The 21298-nt window shown below is 55.4% G+C and carries 24 protein-coding genes and 1 CRISPR repeat array; of the genes, 4 read left to right on the forward strand and 20 right to left on the reverse strand.

The window, feature by feature from the left end:
• Nucleotides 1–92: 92 nt before the first annotated feature.
• The 17 genes from JS541_RS13710 to JS541_RS13800 all read right to left on the reverse strand — a co-directional run bounded on the left by JS541_RS13710 (nt 93) and on the right by JS541_RS13800 (nt 16528).
• Complete coding sequence (locus JS541_RS13710) at nt 93–995, reverse strand: hypothetical protein (protein WP_214375060.1); 903 nt, start codon at nt 993–995, stop codon at nt 93–95.
• A 12-nt stretch (nt 996–1007) separates the two neighbouring features.
• A complete protein-coding gene (locus JS541_RS13715) occupies nt 1008–1850 on the reverse strand; it encodes a class C sortase (RefSeq protein WP_214375061.1) in 843 nt (280 codons plus the stop codon).
• Between the two features lie 80 nt (nt 1851–1930).
• On the reverse strand, nt 1931–3643 hold the full coding sequence (locus tag JS541_RS13720) for an isopeptide-forming domain-containing fimbrial protein (protein WP_214375062.1): 1713 nt from the start codon (nt 3641–3643) through the stop codon (nt 1931–1933).
• A gap of 414 nt (nt 3644–4057) precedes the next feature.
• Entirely contained in the window at nt 4058–4378 is a 321-nt protein-coding gene (locus JS541_RS13725) for a hypothetical protein (RefSeq protein WP_214375063.1), read from the reverse strand.
• Nucleotides 4379–4391: 13 nt separating this feature from the next.
• On the reverse strand, nt 4392–4961 hold the full coding sequence (locus JS541_RS13730; protein ID WP_214375064.1) for an exonuclease domain-containing protein: 570 nt from the start codon (nt 4959–4961) through the stop codon (nt 4392–4394).
• A 14-nt stretch (nt 4962–4975) separates the two neighbouring features.
• Nucleotides 4976–6031, reverse strand: a complete 1056-nt coding sequence (locus JS541_RS13735) for a hypothetical protein (RefSeq protein ID WP_214375065.1) — start codon at nt 6029–6031, stop codon at nt 4976–4978.
• A 191-nt stretch (nt 6032–6222) separates the two neighbouring features.
• Nucleotides 6223–6783: a 2-C-methyl-D-erythritol 4-phosphate cytidylyltransferase gene (locus tag JS541_RS13740; protein WP_214375066.1), complete on the reverse strand. Its 561-nt coding sequence runs from the start codon at nt 6781–6783 to the stop codon at nt 6223–6225.
• Nucleotides 6784–6880: 97 nt separating this feature from the next.
• Nucleotides 6881–7201: a WhiB family transcriptional regulator gene (locus JS541_RS13745; RefSeq protein ID WP_214375067.1), complete on the reverse strand. Its 321-nt coding sequence runs from the start codon at nt 7199–7201 to the stop codon at nt 6881–6883.
• Nucleotides 7198–10488 carry a DNA cytosine methyltransferase gene (locus JS541_RS14945; protein WP_240539380.1) on the reverse strand — a complete coding sequence of 1097 codons (3291 nt, stop codon included), beginning with the start codon at nt 10486–10488 and terminating at the stop codon, nt 7198–7200. The genes JS541_RS13745 and JS541_RS14945 overlap by 4 nt, the downstream gene beginning before the upstream one ends.
• A 547-nt stretch (nt 10489–11035) precedes the next feature.
• Nucleotides 11036–11242, reverse strand: coding sequence for a hypothetical protein (locus JS541_RS13765; protein WP_214375068.1), 207 nt, complete (start codon nt 11240–11242; stop codon nt 11036–11038).
• A 242-nt stretch (nt 11243–11484) separates the two neighbouring features.
• Nucleotides 11485–12360: a hypothetical protein gene (locus tag JS541_RS13770; RefSeq protein WP_214375069.1), complete on the reverse strand. Its 876-nt coding sequence runs from the start codon at nt 12358–12360 to the stop codon at nt 11485–11487.
• A 32-nt stretch (nt 12361–12392) separates the two neighbouring features.
• A complete protein-coding gene (locus JS541_RS13775) occupies nt 12393–13406 on the reverse strand; it encodes a hypothetical protein (RefSeq protein ID WP_214375070.1) in 1014 nt (337 codons plus the stop codon).
• A gap of 157 nt (nt 13407–13563) precedes the next feature.
• Nucleotides 13564–13701, reverse strand: coding sequence for a hypothetical protein (locus JS541_RS13780; RefSeq protein WP_214375071.1), 138 nt, complete (start codon nt 13699–13701; stop codon nt 13564–13566).
• Nucleotides 13702–14101: 400 nt separating this feature from the next.
• Nucleotides 14102–14375: direct repeats of the CRISPR family, unit length 28 nt; unit sequence GGTTCATCCCCACTTGCGTGGGGTCGAT.
• A gap of 59 nt (nt 14376–14434) precedes the next feature.
• Complete coding sequence (locus JS541_RS13785; protein ID WP_214375072.1) at nt 14435–14830, reverse strand: hypothetical protein; 396 nt, start codon at nt 14828–14830, stop codon at nt 14435–14437.
• Between the two features lie 84 nt (nt 14831–14914).
• The gene (locus JS541_RS13790; protein ID WP_214375073.1) at nt 14915–15352 is read right to left on the reverse strand and encodes a hypothetical protein; all 438 of its coding nucleotides are present in this window, start codon (nt 15350–15352) and stop codon (nt 14915–14917) included.
• The gene (locus JS541_RS13795) at nt 15339–16214 is read right to left on the reverse strand and encodes a hypothetical protein (protein ID WP_214375074.1); all 876 of its coding nucleotides are present in this window, start codon (nt 16212–16214) and stop codon (nt 15339–15341) included. Before JS541_RS13795 ends, JS541_RS13790 begins: the two co-directional genes overlap by 14 nt.
• Nucleotides 16215–16237: 23 nt before the next feature.
• Nucleotides 16238–16528 (reverse strand): hypothetical protein, encoded by a 291-nt coding sequence (locus tag JS541_RS13800; RefSeq protein ID WP_214375075.1) that lies wholly within the window; start codon nt 16526–16528, stop codon nt 16238–16240.
• 212 nt (nt 16529–16740) lie between these two features.
• Between JS541_RS13800 and JS541_RS13805 the strand changes: the two genes are divergently transcribed.
• The 3 genes from JS541_RS13805 to JS541_RS13815 all read left to right on the forward strand — a co-directional run bounded on the left by JS541_RS13805 (nt 16741) and on the right by JS541_RS13815 (nt 18745).
• On the forward strand, nt 16741–17043 hold the full coding sequence (locus JS541_RS13805; RefSeq protein ID WP_276310693.1) for a helix-turn-helix domain-containing protein: 303 nt from the start codon (nt 16741–16743) through the stop codon (nt 17041–17043).
• Nucleotides 17044–17111: 68 nt separating this feature from the next.
• Complete coding sequence (locus tag JS541_RS13810) at nt 17112–17591, forward strand: ImmA/IrrE family metallo-endopeptidase (protein ID WP_217625400.1); 480 nt, start codon at nt 17112–17114, stop codon at nt 17589–17591.
• Between the two features lie 95 nt (nt 17592–17686).
• The gene (locus JS541_RS13815; protein WP_214375077.1) at nt 17687–18745 is read left to right on the forward strand and encodes a hypothetical protein; all 1059 of its coding nucleotides are present in this window, start codon (nt 17687–17689) and stop codon (nt 18743–18745) included.
• Between the two features lie 3 nt (nt 18746–18748).
• Here JS541_RS13815 and JS541_RS13820 read toward each other — a convergent pair whose 3' ends face one another.
• From JS541_RS13820 to tnpA, 3 genes are all read right to left on the reverse strand, one after another.
• The gene (locus JS541_RS13820; RefSeq protein ID WP_214375078.1) at nt 18749–18934 is read right to left on the reverse strand and encodes a hypothetical protein; all 186 of its coding nucleotides are present in this window, start codon (nt 18932–18934) and stop codon (nt 18749–18751) included.
• 117 nt (nt 18935–19051) lie between these two features.
• Nucleotides 19052–19498 (reverse strand): DUF6508 domain-containing protein, encoded by a 447-nt coding sequence (locus tag JS541_RS13825; RefSeq protein WP_214375079.1) that lies wholly within the window; start codon nt 19496–19498, stop codon nt 19052–19054.
• 90 nt (nt 19499–19588) lie between these two features.
• Nucleotides 19589–20008: an IS200/IS605 family transposase gene (gene tnpA / locus JS541_RS13830; protein ID WP_214375080.1), complete on the reverse strand. Its 420-nt coding sequence runs from the start codon at nt 20006–20008 to the stop codon at nt 19589–19591.
• Between the two features lie 22 nt (nt 20009–20030).
• Here tnpA and JS541_RS13835 point away from each other — a divergent pair, with 22 nt between their 5' ends.
• A complete protein-coding gene (locus JS541_RS13835; RefSeq protein WP_214375081.1) occupies nt 20031–21296 on the forward strand; it encodes an RNA-guided endonuclease TnpB family protein in 1266 nt (421 codons plus the stop codon).
• Nucleotides 21297–21298: the final 2 nt, after the last annotated feature.

Consider the following 21298-nt stretch of genomic DNA (forward strand, 5'->3'; position numbering starts at 1 on the left):
TCCGTCACGCCGTAAGGAGTACGGCTCCCCAACGTCAGCCAAGCATCCCGTGAGGAACGGGAGAACGGTTGAAACGAGGGTCAAGAACAAGACTAGCGGAATAAAACACTAGACAAGTTCATACTCTTTCCGTCCATGGTGAACGTGGTGTTCTGGGGGAAGCGGCTCACGTCGATGATGGTGTCCCATTTGCCGGTTGTGGAGGCTCCGTGGGAGGTGGTGTATCCGGGGTAGGTGAGCGGTTTGACCTTCAGATCGAAGTAGCCGGTGAGATTGCCGCTGTCGACCCATGAGGTGCGGCGTTCCCATGCGCCGTACGGCTTGTCGGGGTAGCCGCCGTTGTCGATCACGAGATCGGCGGCGGGTGCGGATACGACGGTCGCCTCGTCCGTCGGATAAGTGACTTCGCTGCCGGTCTCGCCGACGCGACTGACGGTGAGTTTCGGCTTCTGACCCGTCTGCACTGTGCCGCCCGTGTCCTTCGCGGTCAATACGAGCGTCTGCTGGATGGTTTCGACCGCGCCGGCCGGCACGGTGTACGTGCACGCGTTGCCGGAGCGAGACGCGGTGACGAGCTGGCCGCTCGTGCAGAAGCCCGCGACAGCATCCTTCGCTTCCAGATAGGGCGCGTCCTTGAGATCCCATGCGACCTTCACCTGCCGCTTCGCGGCCGCCGTAAACGACAGGCTCAGCTTGTATTCGATCGTGTCGCCGCTGGACACGACCCCATCCGTCGGCGAATCGTCACCCACGGCGAACCCGTTGTCCGAGTTGACGAACGTCTGCGCAGACGTACCATGCCCCGTACCATCCGCCACCTTCACAAGCTTGGCAGTCGCATATGCGGGCTTCACCGTAGCCGCGCTCGCAGTCGGCGTGGAGAACGGCAGATTACCCGCAGTACCGGTGGGAAGACCCGCAAACAGCATGGAACCCACCGTCAGAAAAGCCAACGCGGAGACGGGGATACGCCGCATGATTTTCCGGATATCCATCACAAAACCTTCCTATTTCCTAAGACTCAAAACCCGTCGACGATGCCGGACAATCAGCCGGACAACATACAAAACCGTGATGCCGGCAGCCGAGAATCCGACAATCAGCAACGTACTGTCATGCTGCGTGCTCGCATCGGGAATCGGATCGGGGATATCCTCACGAACCCCTGATACCAGCAGTCGTCGCGTGTTCACACCCAACGGCGTGCAAGTCACCAATGTGACCCTTGCCTCGTCCGGATTCGTATCGGTGACGGCATTGAAATCATCGGGATCAACGACCGTGATCCGATCAACCCGATAACCCATCTGCTTGCCCAACACGGTGATATAGAAGAACGAGCCGGTTTTCAACTCGCGGATACGAGTGAAATCAATTCGATCACCGGAACCGGAATGCGAGGCCAACGCACTGTGAGTACCCTTATCGCCGACCGGTAGCGCCGTCCCGTACACGTGTCCCACGCCTGATGCCAGAGCATCCGAATCGGTCGTATGGTAGATCGGCTGGTTGAAGCTGATGCTGGGGATCGACAGGGTGGCGATGATCCCGTCACCGTCGTTCATCACGTTCATGTACTGGGTGTCTAATCGTCCGCCGTCCGTACCGTTGCCGTCGAAGCCGATCGTCGTACCACCGGTCAATTGGGTGTTGTAGTCTCGTGCGGCTTGCAGCATACGGGTTTTGTCCGGGGTGGGCCACATGGCTTGGCTGGTTTCCGTTTGGGCGGCGGCTTGTCTCGCCCTGATTTCGTTGGTGACGACTGCTCGGCCGATTCGGGCGAGCAGTAGGATCGCGATCAGATAGGCGATGATGCCGAGTATGGCGAGGAGTTTTCGAATGATCCTCACCGTACTGTTTTTCCGCATCATATGCTTGTCCGACGTTGATGTCACGACTGCCCGCTCCCCCCATGCTGGTTTAGATGTGGTTACGCTTCGAGACGCTTACGGACGATGAAGCAGGCGCCGCCAATGGCGAACGCGATGGCGACGGCGCCGAAAATCCGATAACCGGTGGCACCGGTGTCAGGCAGACGGTCGAGGCTGGTGACATTCGCGACTCGAATGGTACCGTTCACGGTGTTCGCGTCGGTCGTATCATCGGCGGCCGGAGCGGTTTCCACATAACCGGTGAAGATGCCGGGATTGTTGGTGACGGTGATCTTCTGCTTGTCGTGCGTACTCGCATCGGCTGCGATGGTCACTTTGAACGTGAGCTGCTGGCTTCCCTGTCCGAGCACGTATTTGGCTGGCGCTTTGGTTTCGGTCACGGTGTATGTGCCACGATCCAAGCCTTCGATGCTGATCGGAGCCTGTTTACCGCCCAATCCGTCGCCTCCGACGTTGGTGATGGTGCCGTTGTCGTCACGCATGAACACGGTCTTCCCGTCGACGGTCAGTTTGGTGAACTTCATGAGCTGGTTCTGATCGTTGTGGATCTGGAATTCCGCTCCGGTCAATTCCATGGTCTTGTTGTCGTAATCGACCTTGTGGATGTCGAATCCGGCGAGCGAACCTTCCACGGTGTCTTCCGGCTTGCTGGTTGACGAGGATTGCGGATCATTGGAGTATTCCATGATGACGTTGTTCGAATACGTGTCGTCACCGGCGCTGTTGGTTTGTGTATTGGCGCTGAACGCGTTCTGGGTCACCGCCGCCTTATAGGTGACGGTAATCTTCTTACCGGCCAATGCGGTCGGATTGGTGAACGTGATGTTGAACGCGTTCGGATCGACGGTGCCGTCCTGACGGTTGCTTTTGAGGTTGAGCGTATAGTCGGTGCCGGCTGTGAGCTTGATGTCGCCGGCGGTCACGGTAAACGTGTCGGCTTTCGGCTGGTCGAGTCCTTCACTTGGATTATCCCAGATGATGAGCTTCGGCTGGTCGATGCCGGTAAAGTCCGGCGCGTCCGTGTTGATAGTGAACGTGACAAGATCACCCACGGTCGGCAGCACATCCTGACGTTGCTTCGTAATCGACACGACCTTGTTCTTCATGTTGACAACACCCAACGTCTGTTCGCCGAGCTTGCCGAGCACGGTCTTCCCATCCTTGGATTGGATCGCACTGGGTACGATCATCGCGTTTGCCTTACGAGCCGTATCGGTCGCATTCTGGTCGAGCAGCAGGTAGAGGCCGCCGTAATTGTTGTCGGTTTCCTCCCCGTAGTCGACAGGAATGGTCAACGTGGTGGCCTTGTCTGCTCCTTTGACCTCTTTGGTGGCGGACTTGGCGATCCCGTCGGCCGTGTTGGCGAGCTTCTTGGCGAGCGCCGCCATCATTTCGTCATTGGCGAGCTTGTTGCTGTAAATGTCCGCGTCGGTGCCTTTCCAGTTGAGTGCGATCCACTGCGCCCATGAGTAGGTGGCTTGTTTTTCAGTCGTGTACTTGGAGTCGATTCCTGCGACGAGCTGCGTGACTTTCGTATTATCGGCGGTGGACAGGGTGCTTTCCAAGTTCAAGCCGGTCGGATTGCCGTCCGCGTCGAACGAGACGTTCGTGTATTTGGCGATTTCCAAGTATTTGACGGTGTGTCCGGCGACGTTGCCGGAGGTTCCCGCGTTGACGGTGATGTTTCCTCCGGTCACGGGTGCGGCCATTGCCGGCATGCTGGTCAGTCCGATGCCGGTGAGGGTGAGCATGGCTGTGATCGCGATGCTGGCTAGTCGGCGGGTTGTGAGTTATGCATGTTCTTTTGCTCCTTCAATTCCTGTGGATGATCAACGGTGAGGAAAGGTTGATACAGTTTGAGATGAGTGGACTCGTATGTCGATCCCATACGTCAAACGTTTCGGGATGCGAGCGGCGAGTAGTAAAAAGGTTCTCTTGAACGCTGTTCCGTCTTGTCGGATAATGTCATTGTTTCCGTTGATTGAGTATGATCGACTGAAATCCCGACTTTCAACGGGGGGTGACTCCATGCTCTTCTCCTTTGCGAGCAGATTCAAAAAATCTATTGAAAACGTTTCCACATTAAGTGACTGTTGAGGTCATGTTCAGGTTGAATCAAAAAATCCGAAAAAGAATGAAAAATCAGCTCCACTAAACCGACCGCTTCACACCTTCGTCGAGAAGCCGTTTAGTGGAACTGTAGGGCAGCTTCTCTCAATCCGCGAGTTGATGCGCATTCCGACGGCCAAAGCGTATTCTCTGATTTCGGATGCTTTGGGGTCGTAATCGTATTCCTCGAATTTGAGGAGATGTTCTTTCGTCCAGCCGATGAAAGTGAGGAAATCCTGTATGCTCGATTCCGGGTATTGATTCTTTCTCTCTTCCACTAGACGGTGTTTGAACGTGAGGAAATCCTCTTGCAAGCTCACAGCCAATGCGAGCCGACCGTTCATGCTCTCAGAAGCAGTTTGGCCTGTCGTAGTCATCGCCCATCCTTTATCATTGCGACTTGTGAAAGAGCGGCATATACCGCCGGTACATGTTCTTACTATCGTCCAGACAGTGTTCAACGCGATGATCCGTCGTCTTCAATGGGAACTCCACTCCGCCCAAGTGCCGGGCGAGTTCAGCCACGCAGCTCACGTCGATCATCCGATGATGTACACCATCCAACAAGCCGGGCATTTGCCGGTCGAGGAAACGTCGGTCGAATGCGACCGTGGACCCGGCCATGTAGACGAGGTTCCCTTCCTCCAACGCGGGGTTGACGATGAGCGTGCGGAACAGGTGGCTGATGGTTCGGGTACCGTATTGTGATTCCTTGCCGAGCACCTGATCCAACTCCCAGAGCAACCGGTTCCGCCCGTGCAATTGGCGCGTGTAATCGGCGAGGCGTGGATCATCCATGCCTTTCCAATCGGTGGGTAGGACGATGCTCGCATAGTCGGGAATGCCTTCGACCGACTGTAGTTGGAAGTCGGTGACGCGCATGCCAAGTTCGAGGATCGGGTCAACGGTTTCGTCCAATCCGGTGGTTTCGATGTCAGTCCACAACAACAGGTCAGGCATAGCTTGTTCCTTTCTCAGTGAGCTTCGGGGAACGCTTCATTATCGCCGAAACGGAACATTTGCACCGGTTTCCCATCCCGCCACTTGTTCCACGCTTTCACGACCATTGCGACGGTACGACGACGCTGATACGCGGACGCGGCCGCACGCGACTGCAATGCGGAAATCAGATAATTGCGCAGGGCGAGGATCGGACTGCCTTTCTCCAAGTCGGCTCCGGTTTCCAGTTTGGAGAAGAACTCGTCCGCATCATCCATGCTGATTTTGGACAACGTCCAATACAAACAGGCATACATGGCCGGGGATAGGAGCTTGTTCGATGCGCGGTAGAAGCTGACGCCCGCTTGGGTCAGGTCACGGATTTGCGGCGTCTGGTCGAAGAACTCCAACTGTTCGATTCGAGACGGGGTGATGTTGTTCGACGCGCCCGCTTCCAAACCGAGTTGTTCGGTCAGATACACGGCGCGGAGTACGGAGGCGACACGCACCGTGTCCGATTCGCCGCGTATCTGCATGATGTTGCCCATTGTTCGCGGTTTGCCGGTGTCCATTGTTTCCTGCACTTTGTCCGGCAAGCCTCGGACGACGAATGTTTGGAATGGTACGTTCGCTTGAATGCAAGCCAGTAGTCGATGCTGACCATCCAACAATCGTCCGGGGACACTGAATCGGATGCTGTCACCGTTGACCCGCCATGCGCCGCGTTTCATTTCAGTCGCCAACTGGTTGACGCGTTGCTTGGAAACATTACGGTTGTTCTCATTATGGCCGAGCATCTGGCGTGCCATTTGCGGGGTGATGGTCATGAGCTGCGTGGTGATCCCACTAGTGTCCTGCGGGTTGAATGTGACGGCTGGAGCTGGGGTGGGGTTGAGATACTGGGATTTGTTGGTTTCCACTGTTTTCTTCTTCGCTTGGCTGATCGACGGGGCTTCCGCTTGACGGATGACACGGGGGCGCGGCACAGTTTTCATCGGTACCGGTTCGAACCCGTCCAACAGGTGACTGACCGGCACCTCCTTGATGCACGCCGGTTTCACGCTCGAATCAACAACCTGTTCCGTTTCCACGGTTATGCTCCTGTTCGGATTCCTCTGTAACTCGCGATGCGTTTGAAAATTCACGGTCGGCTGGTCGCAACACTGCTGTTCCCAGACTTGGCATTCCTCGCACAGCCATTTGCCGCAGTTATCGCATTGGACGGGAGGAGTGGCGAACAGGCCGGTGGCCTGTCCGCACACGTCGCAGACTTCTCGACTCACTACTCTCCCACCTCGGTCAGCTTGAAGATCAGATCGGGAACCTCAGCCCATTTGGTGAAGTTCACGCCCTTCGCATCCTTGCAATACTCGTGCGCCGGATGCAGGATCAGCCGGTTGGTCGCCCGGTTCAACGTGCTGGGATTATCATCGATCAGCACGTCGGCTCGAATGTCGAGCTTGTCGCCGTAATGCAAGCCGTCGAACGGAATGTTGTTGTCCTTCAGCCAACGTTCGGACTGTTTGGTTGGATCATCGTTGCGCGTGGTGCTGATGATCAAACGCCAGCCTTCACGATGCAGTTGGCGCATGATCTCCGGAGCGAGCGTATACGGGCGCATGGTCTTGTACATGCCGTCTGCGACGGCGCGCTTGTGCCAATAATGGTTGGCTCGACTGTCGCCGGTGAAAGGCCAGCCTGTGACTTGGCTGAAATCGTATTTGTCGGGGTCGGGGCAAGTGTATTGGGTGAGTTTGCAGGTTTCCTGCACGTATTCGCGTAGGCCGTTGGTGTAGTTGGCGAGCGTGTTGTCGATGTCTACGCAGATGGTGCCTAGTGTCATGTTGCTGTTCCTTCTTTTTGAAGGGGAGGATGTGTTTGATTCCCCAACCTTTTATGTGGACAATATCAATATAACATGAAGTGTGTCCAACATGCGATCAGCCACGACGACCCTTCCAACCCGGATCAACACGATACGACCCATCCCCATACATGCGACGACGACGCTCATGCATCGCACGACGCTTCAAATCAACCCTCTGCTTCTCCGTCAAACCACCCCAAATGCCAAACAGTTCGTTATGATCCATCGCATACGACAGGCACTCGTCCACCACCGGGCAGGACGTGCAGATTTTCTTCGCCTTCGCCACACGGTCGGGCTGATACAATCCGCCCGTGGGGAAGAACAGTTCCGGGTCTTCTCTCGCGCAAGCGGCCTTGTCACGCCAATGAGCGTTGTGTGGGATTCCGGTCATAGGTTTGTCTCCTTTTCCGTGAGTGATGGTTCTTGTTCTATGGTGAGAATCTGTCGTCCGATCCAACGCATGACGTTGACGCACATGCTGTTGCCCAACGCCTTGTAGCGTGGCCCGTCTGGAGAGGATGGTTTGCCCCGGTATGGGATGTTCGTGTAGTCGTCGGGGAACGCTTGGAGTCGTTCGCATTCGACGGGTGTGAGCCGTCGAATCGTCAACCCTTTGATTTGATGACGGTCGTCTGTCGTCGCTTGGGTTTCCTTGACCAACCGTCCGGAACGGATCGACTGGTTGTCGATGAAACACTTGTCACCATCGGTGGCGCAAAGCGGCGGCATGACCGTATCCCCGTTGCTGGTGGTCGCGGATTCCCGTGGATAGATGTACGGTTGTTCCTTCTTGGCGTGGGCGGTCAGTGCGGGGGCGAGTTCCGTGTCGTCGCTCGCGTTCGACTGTCCGTCGGAACGGCAGGCGACGGCCGGGGTTTTACCGTTCGACAGGAGGGTGGGTGTCGCATCGTCGCCCGGATACGCCATTGGCCCGTTGGTGCCGGAGTTGGGGCGTCCGATCGCATTGTCGGGGATGATCGCAGCCACTTCGTTGATGAATGTCTGCTGTTTGATGCCCGGTTGGGCTTGCAACGCGCCCGCCACATCCATTTCACGCAGCTCGTTCCGCTGGTTCTGCACGAATGCGACCGGCTCCGTCTGAACTAACGGCACCTGATTGCCGCCCGTGCCGGCGCGTGCGGTCAACGTCTGCGCGAGATCATCCGAAGCATATTTGAGTCGCGCGTCGGACGGGTTGAAGTCCAGACTGGCGACGGCGGTACTGTTGCCGGTATCCAACGTGTTCATCACATCCGACTGGGCGATACCCAAACCGTTGCTTCCGGTTTGTGCGGTCTGGCAGATGTATGTGTCCGGCTGGTAGACGGCCTGTTGGTTTTGTCCGGCTTCCGACCGTGATTGAAGGGTGGGGTTTACGCCGTCGATACTGTAGACGCGGCGTCCTTGGGATTCGCCGGGGGTCAGATTTCCTGAGACTCCAACAGACTGATCTGAGCCTGTAAGGCTTTCAACAACTGAGCGGGCAAGGGCTTGCCTCTTCGCTCGGCTCTGGAGATTATTCCACGACATGCTTTCGCGCTCAGGTAATACTTGCCCGGCACGCCACCGTTGGGCAATAGCATGGCGGACAAGTTTTTCGTCTTCCATGGTTTGTTCCATGAGATCGCCGAAAAGGAGGCTATCCCCATCGAACAGAGTAGGTTGTTGACTCTTCGATCGCGCATACTGGTTGAACCTTTCCAACAGGGTGAGGAGTTGTCGTTCGAACTCGAACATGGTTTTGACCGGTGTCGACTGGTCGACGGTCAAAGTGAACACGGTTCGGATCATCGGCGTCAGAGCGAGCAGATAGTCCACTATCTGCATGACCGCCGTACTGGTTTCATCCTCATCGAACCGATGACCGTTGAGCATCTGCTGGAGGAGCGTCCAGAATCGACCGGCCAGTTTATCGTCCACCGTCTCATCAATACCGGATCGAGCCAGCAGGTCGTTCAACGCGTTGGCGTTGTCGAGTTTGAACAGTTTGAGACGGCGTTCCACCGCAGGTCGAGGCCACTCCTCCATGCCGTCTGTGTAAAGAAAATCAAGCATACCCCCTCCTATGGTGAGAAGGGTCTGCAATACGACGATCCGCGACGACACCGACCGTTGACCGATCAGATCATCCACACGCACACCCGTCACGAACACGCGTTCACGACGTTGAGCCACATCGAAAAACTGGGCGTCCAGAATATCCGCATCCAACAAGTAACCCATGTCCTGCAACGTGCCCAACAGTTTCTCAAACGCTTGCGTCCTGTCGGAGAGAATACCGGGGACATTCTCGAACACGATCCACTTCGGTTTAACCGTCTGGATGATGTTCAAATAGGTGAGCATCAGGTTACCGCGAGCACCTTCGAGCCCTGAGCGAAGTCCGGCCACGCTGAAATCCTGGCAATCCTTTACGGCAATTCCGTCAACCGTATAGGAGTGGTCTTCTTCAACGGTCAGATTGTAGACACGAACCTGTTTGCGTCCGGGGAGTGTTTTGCGGACAAGACCCCAGAAGCCTTCCGCACTGGCGATGGCGCTTCTGGAATGGTCGTAGTAACTTTGCTGGTAGTAGCCCTGAGCGTTGACGGTTCGGCCTTCGATCACATGTTTTCCACCTTCGGGCGGAGCAATGTAATGGACGCTGGAAGTGACGCCCAGTCCTGCCGCGAGGATTTTCATGCCGATGGTCAGACGCTTGTTGATGGATGCGGTTCGGAATCCTTGTGGCATGGGGGTGCCGTCCGACTCCCTGTATCCGGTCAGGATCGCTTCTCTCCATTCGCGTTTCAAACCGAACACCCATGAGGGGAGTTCCTTCCCATCAGCACGAAGTCCAAAATTGTCAATGATCCAGTCGTGAAGTGATGCGGAAGCGGTTTCAAAACGTGTTACCGTCGCCTCTTCGTCTCTCGTGAAGACCAGTCCGGTCGCTTGTATCTGCCGTTCCAGATCATCCGCCGATTCGTGGGCGCAGCATACGTAGACTCGTTTCATATACGAGTTCCTGCGTTCCGGACGCTTGTATTTGTTCGCCCATCCGTCGCCGAGCCATCGGCCGATGAAATAGAAGAACGGTGTGCTTAATTCCGGGATGACGGTGCAGTTCTCCGTGGGGAACGAGGGAATGGGAAGCGGTTCTGTCACGGCGTTCATGTTGAGCCACATGTTGCCTTGCATGTGATCCGCTGGAATCCAATCCGGAAGGTCGAATTTGCGGATATCCCGTCGCAGCTCGTTATCCCAGATACTGCCTTTCTTCATGGCCCAGAACTTGTGGTTCGGAGTGCATTCGATTCCGGTCGCCCCCTGTCCTTTGAGGATGATCGTATCAGCGATTTTCGAGCCGGTGGCGAGCACCTTGCGCCAACGGTTCCTATGGGTCAAGGCCATATCTCCGACATGAACATCTTCGATCGGGATAAGCCCACGGTCGGTCAGGACAAGCGCTCCTGCAGGAAAGCATGGCGATCCGCCGACAAGGCATGGCACCTTCCCCGCGTACTGTTCCCAATCGACTTTGGTCACGTCCCCCAAGTTCGGTATGTCCGGCCAACGGTACTGGAGTACGGCACTGGGGAATGGTTCGATTTCTGCGAAGGCGATGGGTGTGAAGCCGAGTGGATGCCATGCGACGCTGGCGGCTTCTATTCCGCTGAACAGGCTGAGGTACTGCAATGGGTGGCGTGTCTTCCGTTGGATAACCGTTTTGTTTTATGTGGACTTGTCCAGTATAACAAACAATACGGTTAGGGGAAGAGTATTTTCAACGGTCGGAGGAACGGCTCAACGGCGAGCGCCTAGACTTAGAAATGAAAGGGGCGGTTGATATGGCAGGATATCTCACCTACTCATGGACGAACGGGATTGGCGTACTACGCGACCCGTACGGTCATAAAACGGAAGCTCGATCTGGTAGTAGTAGTGCGGCGTTGGCTCAATGCAAGGAGTTGTTTCACCGGCAGTTCCCGAAGTTCGAGTCGTTGGAGATTCGAGTCGTGAGGGAGCAGTGACATTCTCCCCCACTTAGCCGTTTTACGGCTTGAAGTGGGGGCTTCCCGCTCAAGATACCCTCCGGTATCAGTATCAACGGGCTAAACCCGTGTGCCCCACGGTTGATGGTAAGTCTTGTCCAGTTTGATGAGCGGGAACGCTTGACGGCCTTCCGGGAGTTTGGAAACGTCCGGAGCGTTCACGACCTGTCCGGTGACGGTTTGGCCGTTCGCTAGAACATGCTCGCCTGGAACAGTCCGCCGAGCTTCGCGTTCTTGATGTAATCGCGTTTCTCCTCGTCCGTGTGCAGAACCTGTAGGACGGCCTCCATCGCGTGACGGCGAGTCGGCCGATCCAAATAGTCGCCTTCGCTCGGCTGGATTTTCTCGAGTTCGTCGAGTTTCTGTTCGATCAGCGTGTTGAGTTCTTCGGTCGTCATTGGTGTCTCCTTGTTCGGTGGTGGGCGTGTTGGTTTCAGCATACTTTCGTAGCTGGTCTCCGGTGGGGATGGCGTTCCTGCCTTGGTGGCGGAAGGTTCCGTCCGTGTTGCGTAGTTGTCGTCGTGCTTGTGCTGATTTCCGTTGGTTGGTCATCACGCTCTCCGTTTATGTGGCCTTTTACAGTTTAACATGATTGGTTGGGTTTCCAAACCCAACCGCCGGATAACAATCGCCACCGATATCAGCCCATCGCCTCACGATACCGGGCCAAACGCTCCTCACTCGACATCCGATCCCAATCCTCCCAAGCCTTACGATTTCGGCGACTCCGCTCCATGATCTCGCGAACCTGTCCGCCCGTCTCCTCATCCAGATCAGTACGCCGCTCGAACGCCTCACCCAATTCGGGTTGATAATTCAACTCACCCCTACTGGACACGGGGGCATCATCATCCCAGTTCCGTTCAACCCACTTTTTCGCATACTCGTTCGCATGAGGCCACGCCGGATTCTCCGCCAATCCTTCGCGGATACGCCGACTCGCCTCGCCCACACTGTTCATGGACAAATCCTCGTACATGCGCCACACCGATTCGGGCGTATGCCCGCCCAGATCGTCGACGGTACGATCGGCAAGAGAACGGGGGTCGGCGTGACTGTCGAGCAGGTATTTCGCTTGGGCTTCGGTCAGATCCTTCCTGCTCATGAGGAACACGTCGCAGTTTGGATCGCAATGATGCAACAATGCGACCCGTTCGTCGCTCATCTCACCGACCGGGGTACGCGACGACAGGTTCCACACGGTCTCTTTCTCCTCGCTGGTCAACCCGGTTTTCCGTACGCCCTTGCGAGCCAACGTGAGCAGCTGCTGGTCGTCTTCGCTCAACCGGCCGAGTTCGGCTTTGGACAACCGGGTTTTCTTGAACACGAGTTGGTTGACCGTCCGGAACGTCTGCTCGGACTGTTCGCCGGACGGCTCACTGTCCGCAGCAACACTCGCATACTGATACAACTGTTCGACCGATGCGACCTTCCGCCTGTTCTCATCCGCAAACCGACCATCAGAACGACGCTTCTGCCGGCGAGCCTGAACCGATTTCCGCTGATCAACCATCATGACACCTTTGATCGTGGGATTGATTGCCGATTTTAGTTGAGTTCCGCAGCCAACCGATTGCGGACATGTTCGCTCACCGTCGGATTGTTCGCCAGATTCCGTCGAATCTCCGGATCGTCACTGGCCGACAAGCCGTCAAGCAGATCCTCTGGAGCGTTGGGATTCGCAGCGAGGCGACGCTTCACATCATTGCCGCCCGGCGTGTAAGCCAACAGGCGAAAAGCCGTGCCCCGATCTAGCTTGGGGTTCGCCGCCGCTCCTTCCGCCGCCCATAGATTCCCATACGAGCAATGCGACTCCCAATCCCTCAACGTGTTTCCGTCGATCCTCGGGTCGGAGAACGCGTCACGCACAGTATACGGATCACCTTGCCGGATCGCCGTCTCCACGGTCAACCAGCCATGGTTCGGAGCGTGCAACGCGTCGCCGATCAACATCTGGTCATGTGACCGTTCGATCGCATGCGCGATGGTTGCGTCCGTCGCATTCGGATGGTTCATGCACTCACGCAGCAAATCCGGTTCGGAACGCAGCGACTCCACGCGAGCCAGCGCACTGCTCGGAGTCGCGGGATTCTTGGCGAGCGCTGTCGCATAGCCGAGTTGCGCGTCGGTGGAATAGGGGCCTTTGGGTGTGGCTTGTTCCATGTAGTCGGCGCATTTGTCGCCGAGTTGTTGGCTCATGTTTGGGCGTCGGCACATGTTTTCGATGATCAGGCGTCGGTGTTCGTCGTCGCGATAGTATCGGTCGACGAGATCGTCCAACCGGTCTTCCGCCCAGTATGGGTTTGCTGCCAGTCCTTGATCAATGGTCGGATCGTGCAGTTCGGATACTTGGATGAGTGCGTTCGCGTCGGTTTCGGCTTTTACCCGCCGGTATGTGAACCAGCCGGTTCTTCCACCGTTGTGCACGTGATCGGTGAGAGTGTCGGCCCATTCGGTTGGATCGTTGATTTCACTGATTGGACGGTCGTGGGCTTGTGTCGGCTGGTTCGCATACTGGCGTAACTGGTCGGCGGATGCGATCCGTTTCTTGTTTTCATCCACGAATTGCTTCGTATATGGGTCTCGACGCTGCTGTCGTGCTTGTGCTGATTTGCGTTGGTCGACCATGATCCGCCTGCTTCCTGTTTGACCGGGGTGAAGATTCTCGGTTTAGGATATGCAGGTTTTCGGGTCTGTTCGGGGTTGGGTGAGGAAACTTCTAACGGAGTTGGAACACGGCTGATACTGGACGGGTGACGATACGAGCATCCAAACCGTATCCGTCGTTCAGATACGTGGGGGTCACATCAAACCCGGCGTCGGCCAGCCGATCATCCAGTTTGATACGATCAGCCACCGCATACCGATCCAACATCTCACCGGAAGGAATCTGGATCCGATCACCACCAGCAAACCGGCCATCTGACAAACGTTGCTGCCGGCGAGCCTGAGCTGATTTACGAGCGTCAACCATGCTTCCCCCGATTCCTACGCTTCATATGACTAGGTAATTCTTGAATCAGGTTAAAGCAACAGAACAGAATACTCATACCGGGTTGAAAAACAGCTAAAAAACAACCCGCGCCAGCACAAAGACTAACGCGGGTTATCCCTACGAAAGTAGGGTATACGATCATCCCCACGAGTGTGGGGTAGTTAAAAACCCTCCCCACATGCGTGGGGCCGATCTGGCAGAACCGTCGCTTCTCGGCTCCGGCTGAGGTTCATCCCCACACACATGGGGTAGTCGAAAACCCAGCCCTCCCCCACTTGCGTGGGGGGGTGATATTTCACTGATCTGCTGAGTGAGGGTGTCCATGGGTTCATCCCCACTTGCGTGGGGTCGATTGCTGGTCAAACTTCGTCGCGGAGACTTGTCTCGGTTCATCCCCACTTGCGTGGGGTCGATCCGTTCTGCGGCTTTTAATCTGATCCCAAAGGAGGTTCATCCCCACTTGCGTGGGGTCGATTCGGTCAAGGTCGTGCCGTTCGAGTTCCACGCGGGTTCATCCCCACTTGCGTGGGGTCGATAGTTCAGTTTTTAAGGATTCATGATACGCGAAAGATTAAATTTTGCAAATTGGATACCTTCACTGGCCCGAGCCATTCCATCCCAGCGCGTGCAGCGCAGACGACAGATGACGAGCCGCGCGTCTCATGTTATCGATGGCTGAACGCGTTTCCTGATCCGCTTCCACACCCAGACTAACGTCCGTAAGCAGATCATCCAATACGGCCACGTGGTTCGAGAGAGTGTCATAAGACCATCCAATAGCATCCACATCCTCGCGAGTCGCCGCCTCTCTGGCATCGCCATATACGGCATATTCAAAACCAGACGGAGTGATAGGCGACGCTGATTCGAATCCGTGATCGGACATCCAGTGTTGAATCATCGATACTGCATCGTCTTCACTGAGTGCAGGATCGAGTTCCGCACGGTGACGGATGATGAGAGAAGTGATTTGCTGTGTGAGAGTATCCATTTGTTGTTTCTCCTTGTGCGGTTTTTCCTGATGGTTTGGTTGATGATTAGTTGGAGGAGTCGCGTCGATTTGGATTGAACGAGTTCATTTGCCGCACGCCGGCCCCGCCGTCAGCTCCTGACGATCCACTCGAGCAAGCATCGGATGTCGCGATGCTGCCAACGCCCGCTCCTGAGCCTGCTCCAGCGAAACCCCACACCCACACGCCTGATAAAGTGTGCGCCGATACTGCCACGCTTTGTCACCGTCCGTAATACCAGCCTGTTCAATCATGTGGGACACCGCGTCTTCGGAAGGCATCTTCCGACGCCGGAAGGTTTTTACAAGCCGGTTCACATCGGCCACAGTCATCCAGCCAGTAGAACTCCTGTAAAACTCGATAACGGCTTGCGTTGCCTCAGCGAAGCTGATTGTTGGATCGAGCGAAGCATAGAAGGCTGCGACCTGATCCTCATCGACTTGCGCGTTTCCGTGGTGGGCGCTGATCTGAATCATCAGATCCGTGCATTCAGTTGGCAGCATAACCATTCCTTTCCATAAATTCCTTTTCTTTCTGTGCGATCCGCTGTCTCAACTCCTGATTGGCCCTGCTGTTCGCCTTGGCGCGAGATTCAGACCGCGATGGCGTTCGTTCCCTTCGGAGCCATTCATCAAACTCCAAATCAAAATCTGAAAGTCTCACATGACGGTTTTTCATCCAATTCATGAATTTCCTCGCAACGTCATCACAGTCGATTCCAAGCTGCTGAGCTAAGAGGCGACTATGCGCGGTTGGCTTCCAATCATCAGGGATTTGATGAATCTCCGAAGAGGAAGGTTCTTCTATAATTTCAGCTTCAACAACCTCATTTTCTGTGTGAAGATTCGAAAATGTGTCGGATAAATTTTCGAAGCCAGTTTTAAAACTGTTCCCCTGTTCCCCTGTTCCCCTGTTCCCCTGTTCCCCTGTTCCGGGCGTGGAAATATCGCGACACTCTCGCGACACTCTCGCGACACTCTCGCGAGGATCGGTGGTTTTCGTTGGAATTCCGCCATTTTGAGCATTATGCTTCGGATAGCGAGGCTTTCCTGGCTTGTCGATTCGCTGGTGCTTCGCCCAGTTCACGATCTCCAAATATGGTGTTCCGTCAACCTCGTAGCGATATATCAATCCAGCTTCCGAAAGAGTCGCGAGTGCTCGCGACACTCTCGCGACAGTCTCGCGAGGATCGTTCATGAGGTCAGAAGCAAACAGGTCGCCGATGATATCGAAGTCAATATCTTTCCCGACGCCGTTATCGTCCACATAACTCCAGAGGCCGATGAAAATCAGTCGAGTGTCCCAATCTAGCTTTGCGATGTCGCGGCTACGCCAGAATTCTGGCTTGATGGATCGGATTCTCATAGATCCGTGTCTCCTTAAGGAACTTAACGATCTTCCGGGGTCGGCTCGTTATTGGATGGAATCAGATCTGGAATCCTTGCGGTGAAGTCGGGTCGCATTATTTCAATCGGATCGTATCCGTATGCGCGTGCGATTTTTTCGACGTCCACCGGTTGCCATTCGAGAGTGCCATTGATGCGTTGACGTACATATTTTTCGGATTTTCCTATAATTTGACCGGTTTTGCGGTTAGTTCCGTGGTTGACCCACAGAATCGTGCTGATGTTGGTGTTGATGATGGTGCCAAGGTGTGAGGGTGCGTCTGATTCTGCCATATGTTGAACTGCCTTTACGTGTTTGCGTCTATCTGGACGCATGACAAATTATGCGTCCAGATAGACGCAAATGCAACCCTTGGGCGTGTCGTGCTGGAACACACGGACGCATATGCGGCTAAAAGGTTGGTATTATTGTTGTTATGAGTAGCGTTATTGAAGTTAGTGAACTGGGGCGGAGAATCAATCGCGCCGTCCTAGCTCAGATGGGTATGCGGCAGATGTCAAACCGTGAGCTATCTCGGCTTATCGGACGGAGCGAAAAATATGTGAGGCAACGCATCAACGCCGAAAAGGAGTGGGCGTTCGCTGATATTGAACGAATCTGCAACGTGTTGGACATCTCCTACAAGGACTTCAATGATTTCGCGCTTTCCGACACAATGGGCGCCCAACTCACATCCGAAGAACGCAAGCAGATCATGCTGATCAAGTTGAATAGGGGTGATCTCTCCTTGGCTGCGAATCGTGATCCGTATAAGTCGCTTGAGGCGCAGGGCGGTGACGGTCGTTGAGTTCTCCTTCCGGTCATATGCAACGTTTTTTGGGTTTGGCTGGTAGAGTCGTCTGCTTCCATGAACCTATGGCTACAGGAGGTAGTGAAGTGTTGACGGCCGCTAATTTTGACCGCCATATGCCGGTGGATGCTGATATGTCGTATGAGGATATGCTGCGCGTGTTGGAGAATTGTCCGGTTCATGTTGATGAGACGGTTCTGCCGGAGAACGTGTGTGGTCTCTACGATGAGAGTCTGCGTTCGATTCTGATTGATTCGAATATGATCGAAGCGCAGAAGCGTGTCACGCTTGTGCATGAACTGTTTCACTGGTTGCATGCTGATGATTGTTGTCAATGGCAGGGTCGTCAGATGGCTGAGTTGCGTGCGCAAAGGGAGACGGCGATGATGATGATTCCGCCGGACAGGTATATTCGTGCGGAGCGTGAATATGATGGGGATAAGTTTCAGATCGCGTGCGAGTTGGAGGTGACGGTTCGGTTGGTGGAGATTTATCGGGAGATGCTGGAAGGGGACGCCCGGTTGATCTGCCGGTTCGTGGAGTAGTCAACGGCTGATTTCGCGGGAGAGAAGCGGGACGGTAAACTCTCCTTGTAACAACGGTTTCCCGATGGAAGGGAAACCCTGTTACAAGGAGAACCATGATGGGAAGAACCCGGATGATCGGCGGTCTCACCGCCATAATGATGATCCTCGCCATGTGCGCCGGCTGTGGTATTGGCGGGGATGGTGCGCATGATGCCGTGCAAAAACTGATGGACGCTGTCGTCGCAGGTGATGTGAGCGGGGTCAAAAACCTGTATACGTTATCGGTGGAGCCGAAAATGCCGACGATTCTGACTGGTGCGAAACTGAAGCAGCCGATCCAGAACGTGACCGTCGGCGAATCCGAAAAAGTGTCGGACAGTGAGCGGACGGTTCCGGTTTCGTACAGTCTGAACGGGAAAAAGACCGCCGGCTCGTTCAAAGTGAAGCAGGATGCAGACAAGAACTGGGTGATCCAGAATCCGCCCGTGTTCGGACAGGTCAGTTTCGACCCTGATCTGACGATCGGCGGCAAGCCATCCACGAAGGACAATAAGTTTGCTTTGCCGATCGGCGTTTACGAGGTGAACATGGTGTCCGACGTGTTGGAAGGATCTTGGACGGTGCCGGTGAAAGCATCCTCCGGCTTCGACTATCAAGGAATCACCGCGAACAAGAACCGGAAGAAGATCAAACTGACCGACAAGATCAAAACGTACAACGGTTCCATGTCGTCTTTGATCGACAGTTTCAACCTGTTGCCCATGTGTCGCAAGCTGAAGGAACTGTATTTGAACGGTGACGATTTCGCGTTCATCTCCGGCAAGTCGATTTCAAGCGCATGCAAATATCAGACGACGGACATTCAGATCAAGGTCACGGATTATACGCCGGACGGCGACCGGGACGGGTATTATCCGATCAAATTCGATGCGACCGTCAAAATGATCGCCCCGGTGTTCACGGATTCCGGTGAGAATGATGACGTGTGGACCTGCCAGTCAGTGCAAGGCGGCAGACAATGCGCCAAGTTCGTTGAACAATCGTTCGAGTTGAAGGACTGGGATGGTCTGGTCAGTCAAAGCAACGGCAACGTGTATTACAGACTAGCGGATCCGGATCAGAATGTCGGCGAGCTGGCTGATGTGATCTACGCGGGGCATGGTGTTGATTAACGGTCATCGTCTCGGGTGAGGATGCTCGTCGCTGATCGCATCCAGTTCACGGAATGCGATGTCACGGAACCGTTGAGCGGTTTCGTCATCGGATAGGACGCCCATGTCGTTGAGATCCGAGGTCATGCGTGCGAGACTCAAATCCGTGAGAATATCTTCACCGTTGATACCACCTTCGATGGGATGCATTCGACTCCTCTGTTTGATTCCGTATTGCTGACAGTACCGGTCGATCATCTCACAGTGGTGGATACGACGCACCCGGAGAATCGCAGGATACTGCGAAACTCTCCGGGTGCGGTATGGTTAATCGGAATCCGACAGTATGTCTCCGACATGCTGCAACAGTCGGAGAATGTCCCCATCATCCAAGTATCCGCAGAGCGACCCGTCGCCGAATCGTTCCTGTCGTGTGGGGATCAATAGTAGCGCGAGTGTGGAGTCGAGATCAAGCGTATCGTAGTCGCCATTTTCGTAGAATTCGGCGAGATCGGCTGGACTTCCCAAGTTGAGGTCTTCGAGCCACTGATGGTAGTCGCCGTTGTCCGCCCAAGCCCTGTAGATCGCATGCCAATACCGGTCGACGATCGGATCATAGGTGATGCCCCGGTAGACGGGGATGCCACGCTCGTCCTTGTCCATGTCGTTCCATTTGTACAGTTTGCGGTGTTCGTCCATTGCCTTCTGGAATTCGGGAATCAACTGGACAAGCTCCTGCAAACCGTCATCGCGTTCGGCGCGCAGTTTCCGCACCTTCGGGTCGGCGTTGCGAATCCACTGCCATCGTGTTTTTGCGCGGGTACCCCGTCCTTTAGGGCGGGGGTGAAGCTCATCTCCTTTCCTCTAGTCTGTCGGTCTGTTCTGGTGTTCTATGTATTTCCTCAATGTAGCCAATGGTGCGCCTCCTGCGGTTCCGGCGTAGTAACTTCCCGACCAGAGTCGTTTCGCCCGCCAGTAGTGTCGAGCCAATTCCGGGTAGTCGCGTCGCATGTACCGGCTGGATACGCCTTTCAACGAGTTGACGAGCCGGGACAGTTCGACCGTTGGTGGGAATGAGACGAGCAGGTGCACGTGGTCGGTTTCCCCGTTGAACTCTTCAAGGTGGCAGTCGAAGCTTTCGCACACGTCGCGGAAGATCTCTTCCAGTCGGGTCAGGTGTTCGCTGGTGAATACCTTATGCCGGTATTTCGTGACGAAAACCAAATGTGCGTGAAGGTCGAAAACACAGTGTCTTCCCTTGCGAACATCCCTATCATTATCCATGAAACCAAGTATAATGAATAACATGAGGAAACGCTACGAATACCGGATCTACCCGGACGGGACGCAACGGCATGCGCTCGCCCGGCTGTTCGGCTGCGTGCGTTTCATCCACAACTGGGCGGTAGGACGGCGACGCGACATGTATCGGCGTGGCGGCGTGTACATCACCGACCGGCAGATGAACGACGATCTGATCCTGTTGAAGAACGATCCAAGCTACCTATGGTTGAAGGACGTGTCCAGCGTCCCGTTGATTCAGGAGATACGGATCATCAACAAGGCGTATACGGACTATTTCAAATCCCTCAAGGGACTGAGGCAGGGGCCGAAGCTCGGTGTCCCGCGCTTCAAGGCGAAGCGTGGACGTCAGGCCGCGCAGTTCACCACCAAGGCGAGATTCCACGTGTGGCATGATCCCAACCGGCGGGACGGTTGGCTGCGACTGCCGAAGATCGGAAACGTCCGCGTCCGTTGGACACGAGACCTACCGTCCGAACCCACGTCGGTGACCGTCTATCTGGAACCGGACGGCACATATCATGCGAGCTTCGTGGTCACCGCGCCCGACACGCATGTCGAACGGGCTGTCCCCAAGCCGGATGCGCTCATGTGCGGCATCGACTTGGGGTTGAACGATATCGTCACCCTCGTGGACACGAACGGCAACCGGTGGAAGACCGGCAATCCCCGTTTTCTCCGCGAAGCACACCATAGGATCGGACGGCTCCAACACGAACTCGCCCGCAAAACGAAAGGAAGCAACCGGTATGAGCAGGCGCGGGTAAGACTGGCGAAAGCCCAAGCTCATTTGCGACGCATACGACTGGCATGGCTGGACGTGTTGGCGGAGAAGATCACCGACGAAAACCAAGCGGTGGCCTTGGAATCCCTCAACATTCGCGGCCTCGCCAAAAGCCGCGTCGGCAAAAGCGTGTTGGACGCCGGCTGGGGCATCCTGCTCCGGCTGATCCACGAGAAAGCCGAACGGAAGAACCGCACCGTCATCCACATCGGACGCTGGGAGCCAACCAGCCAAGTATGCTCCCACTGCGGCAAACGCACCGGCAAGAAACCATTGGACGTTCGCACATGGGAATGCCCCTACTGCCGCACGCCACTGGACCGCGACTACAATGCCGCAGTCAACATACTCCAAGTCGCCGCCGGACCGGCGGAGACCTTAAACGGTCGTGGAGGAGAGGTAAGACAGACGATCAATGACCCTCGGGTCGGATCGGCCGCACTCTCCCGTGAAACGACAACCTTATCCCCAAGATCCTTCATCTAGGA

The organism is Bifidobacterium sp. SO1, assembly GCF_018555335.1.
GTDB lineage: Bacteria > Actinomycetota > Actinomycetes > Actinomycetales > Bifidobacteriaceae > Bifidobacterium > Bifidobacterium simiiventris.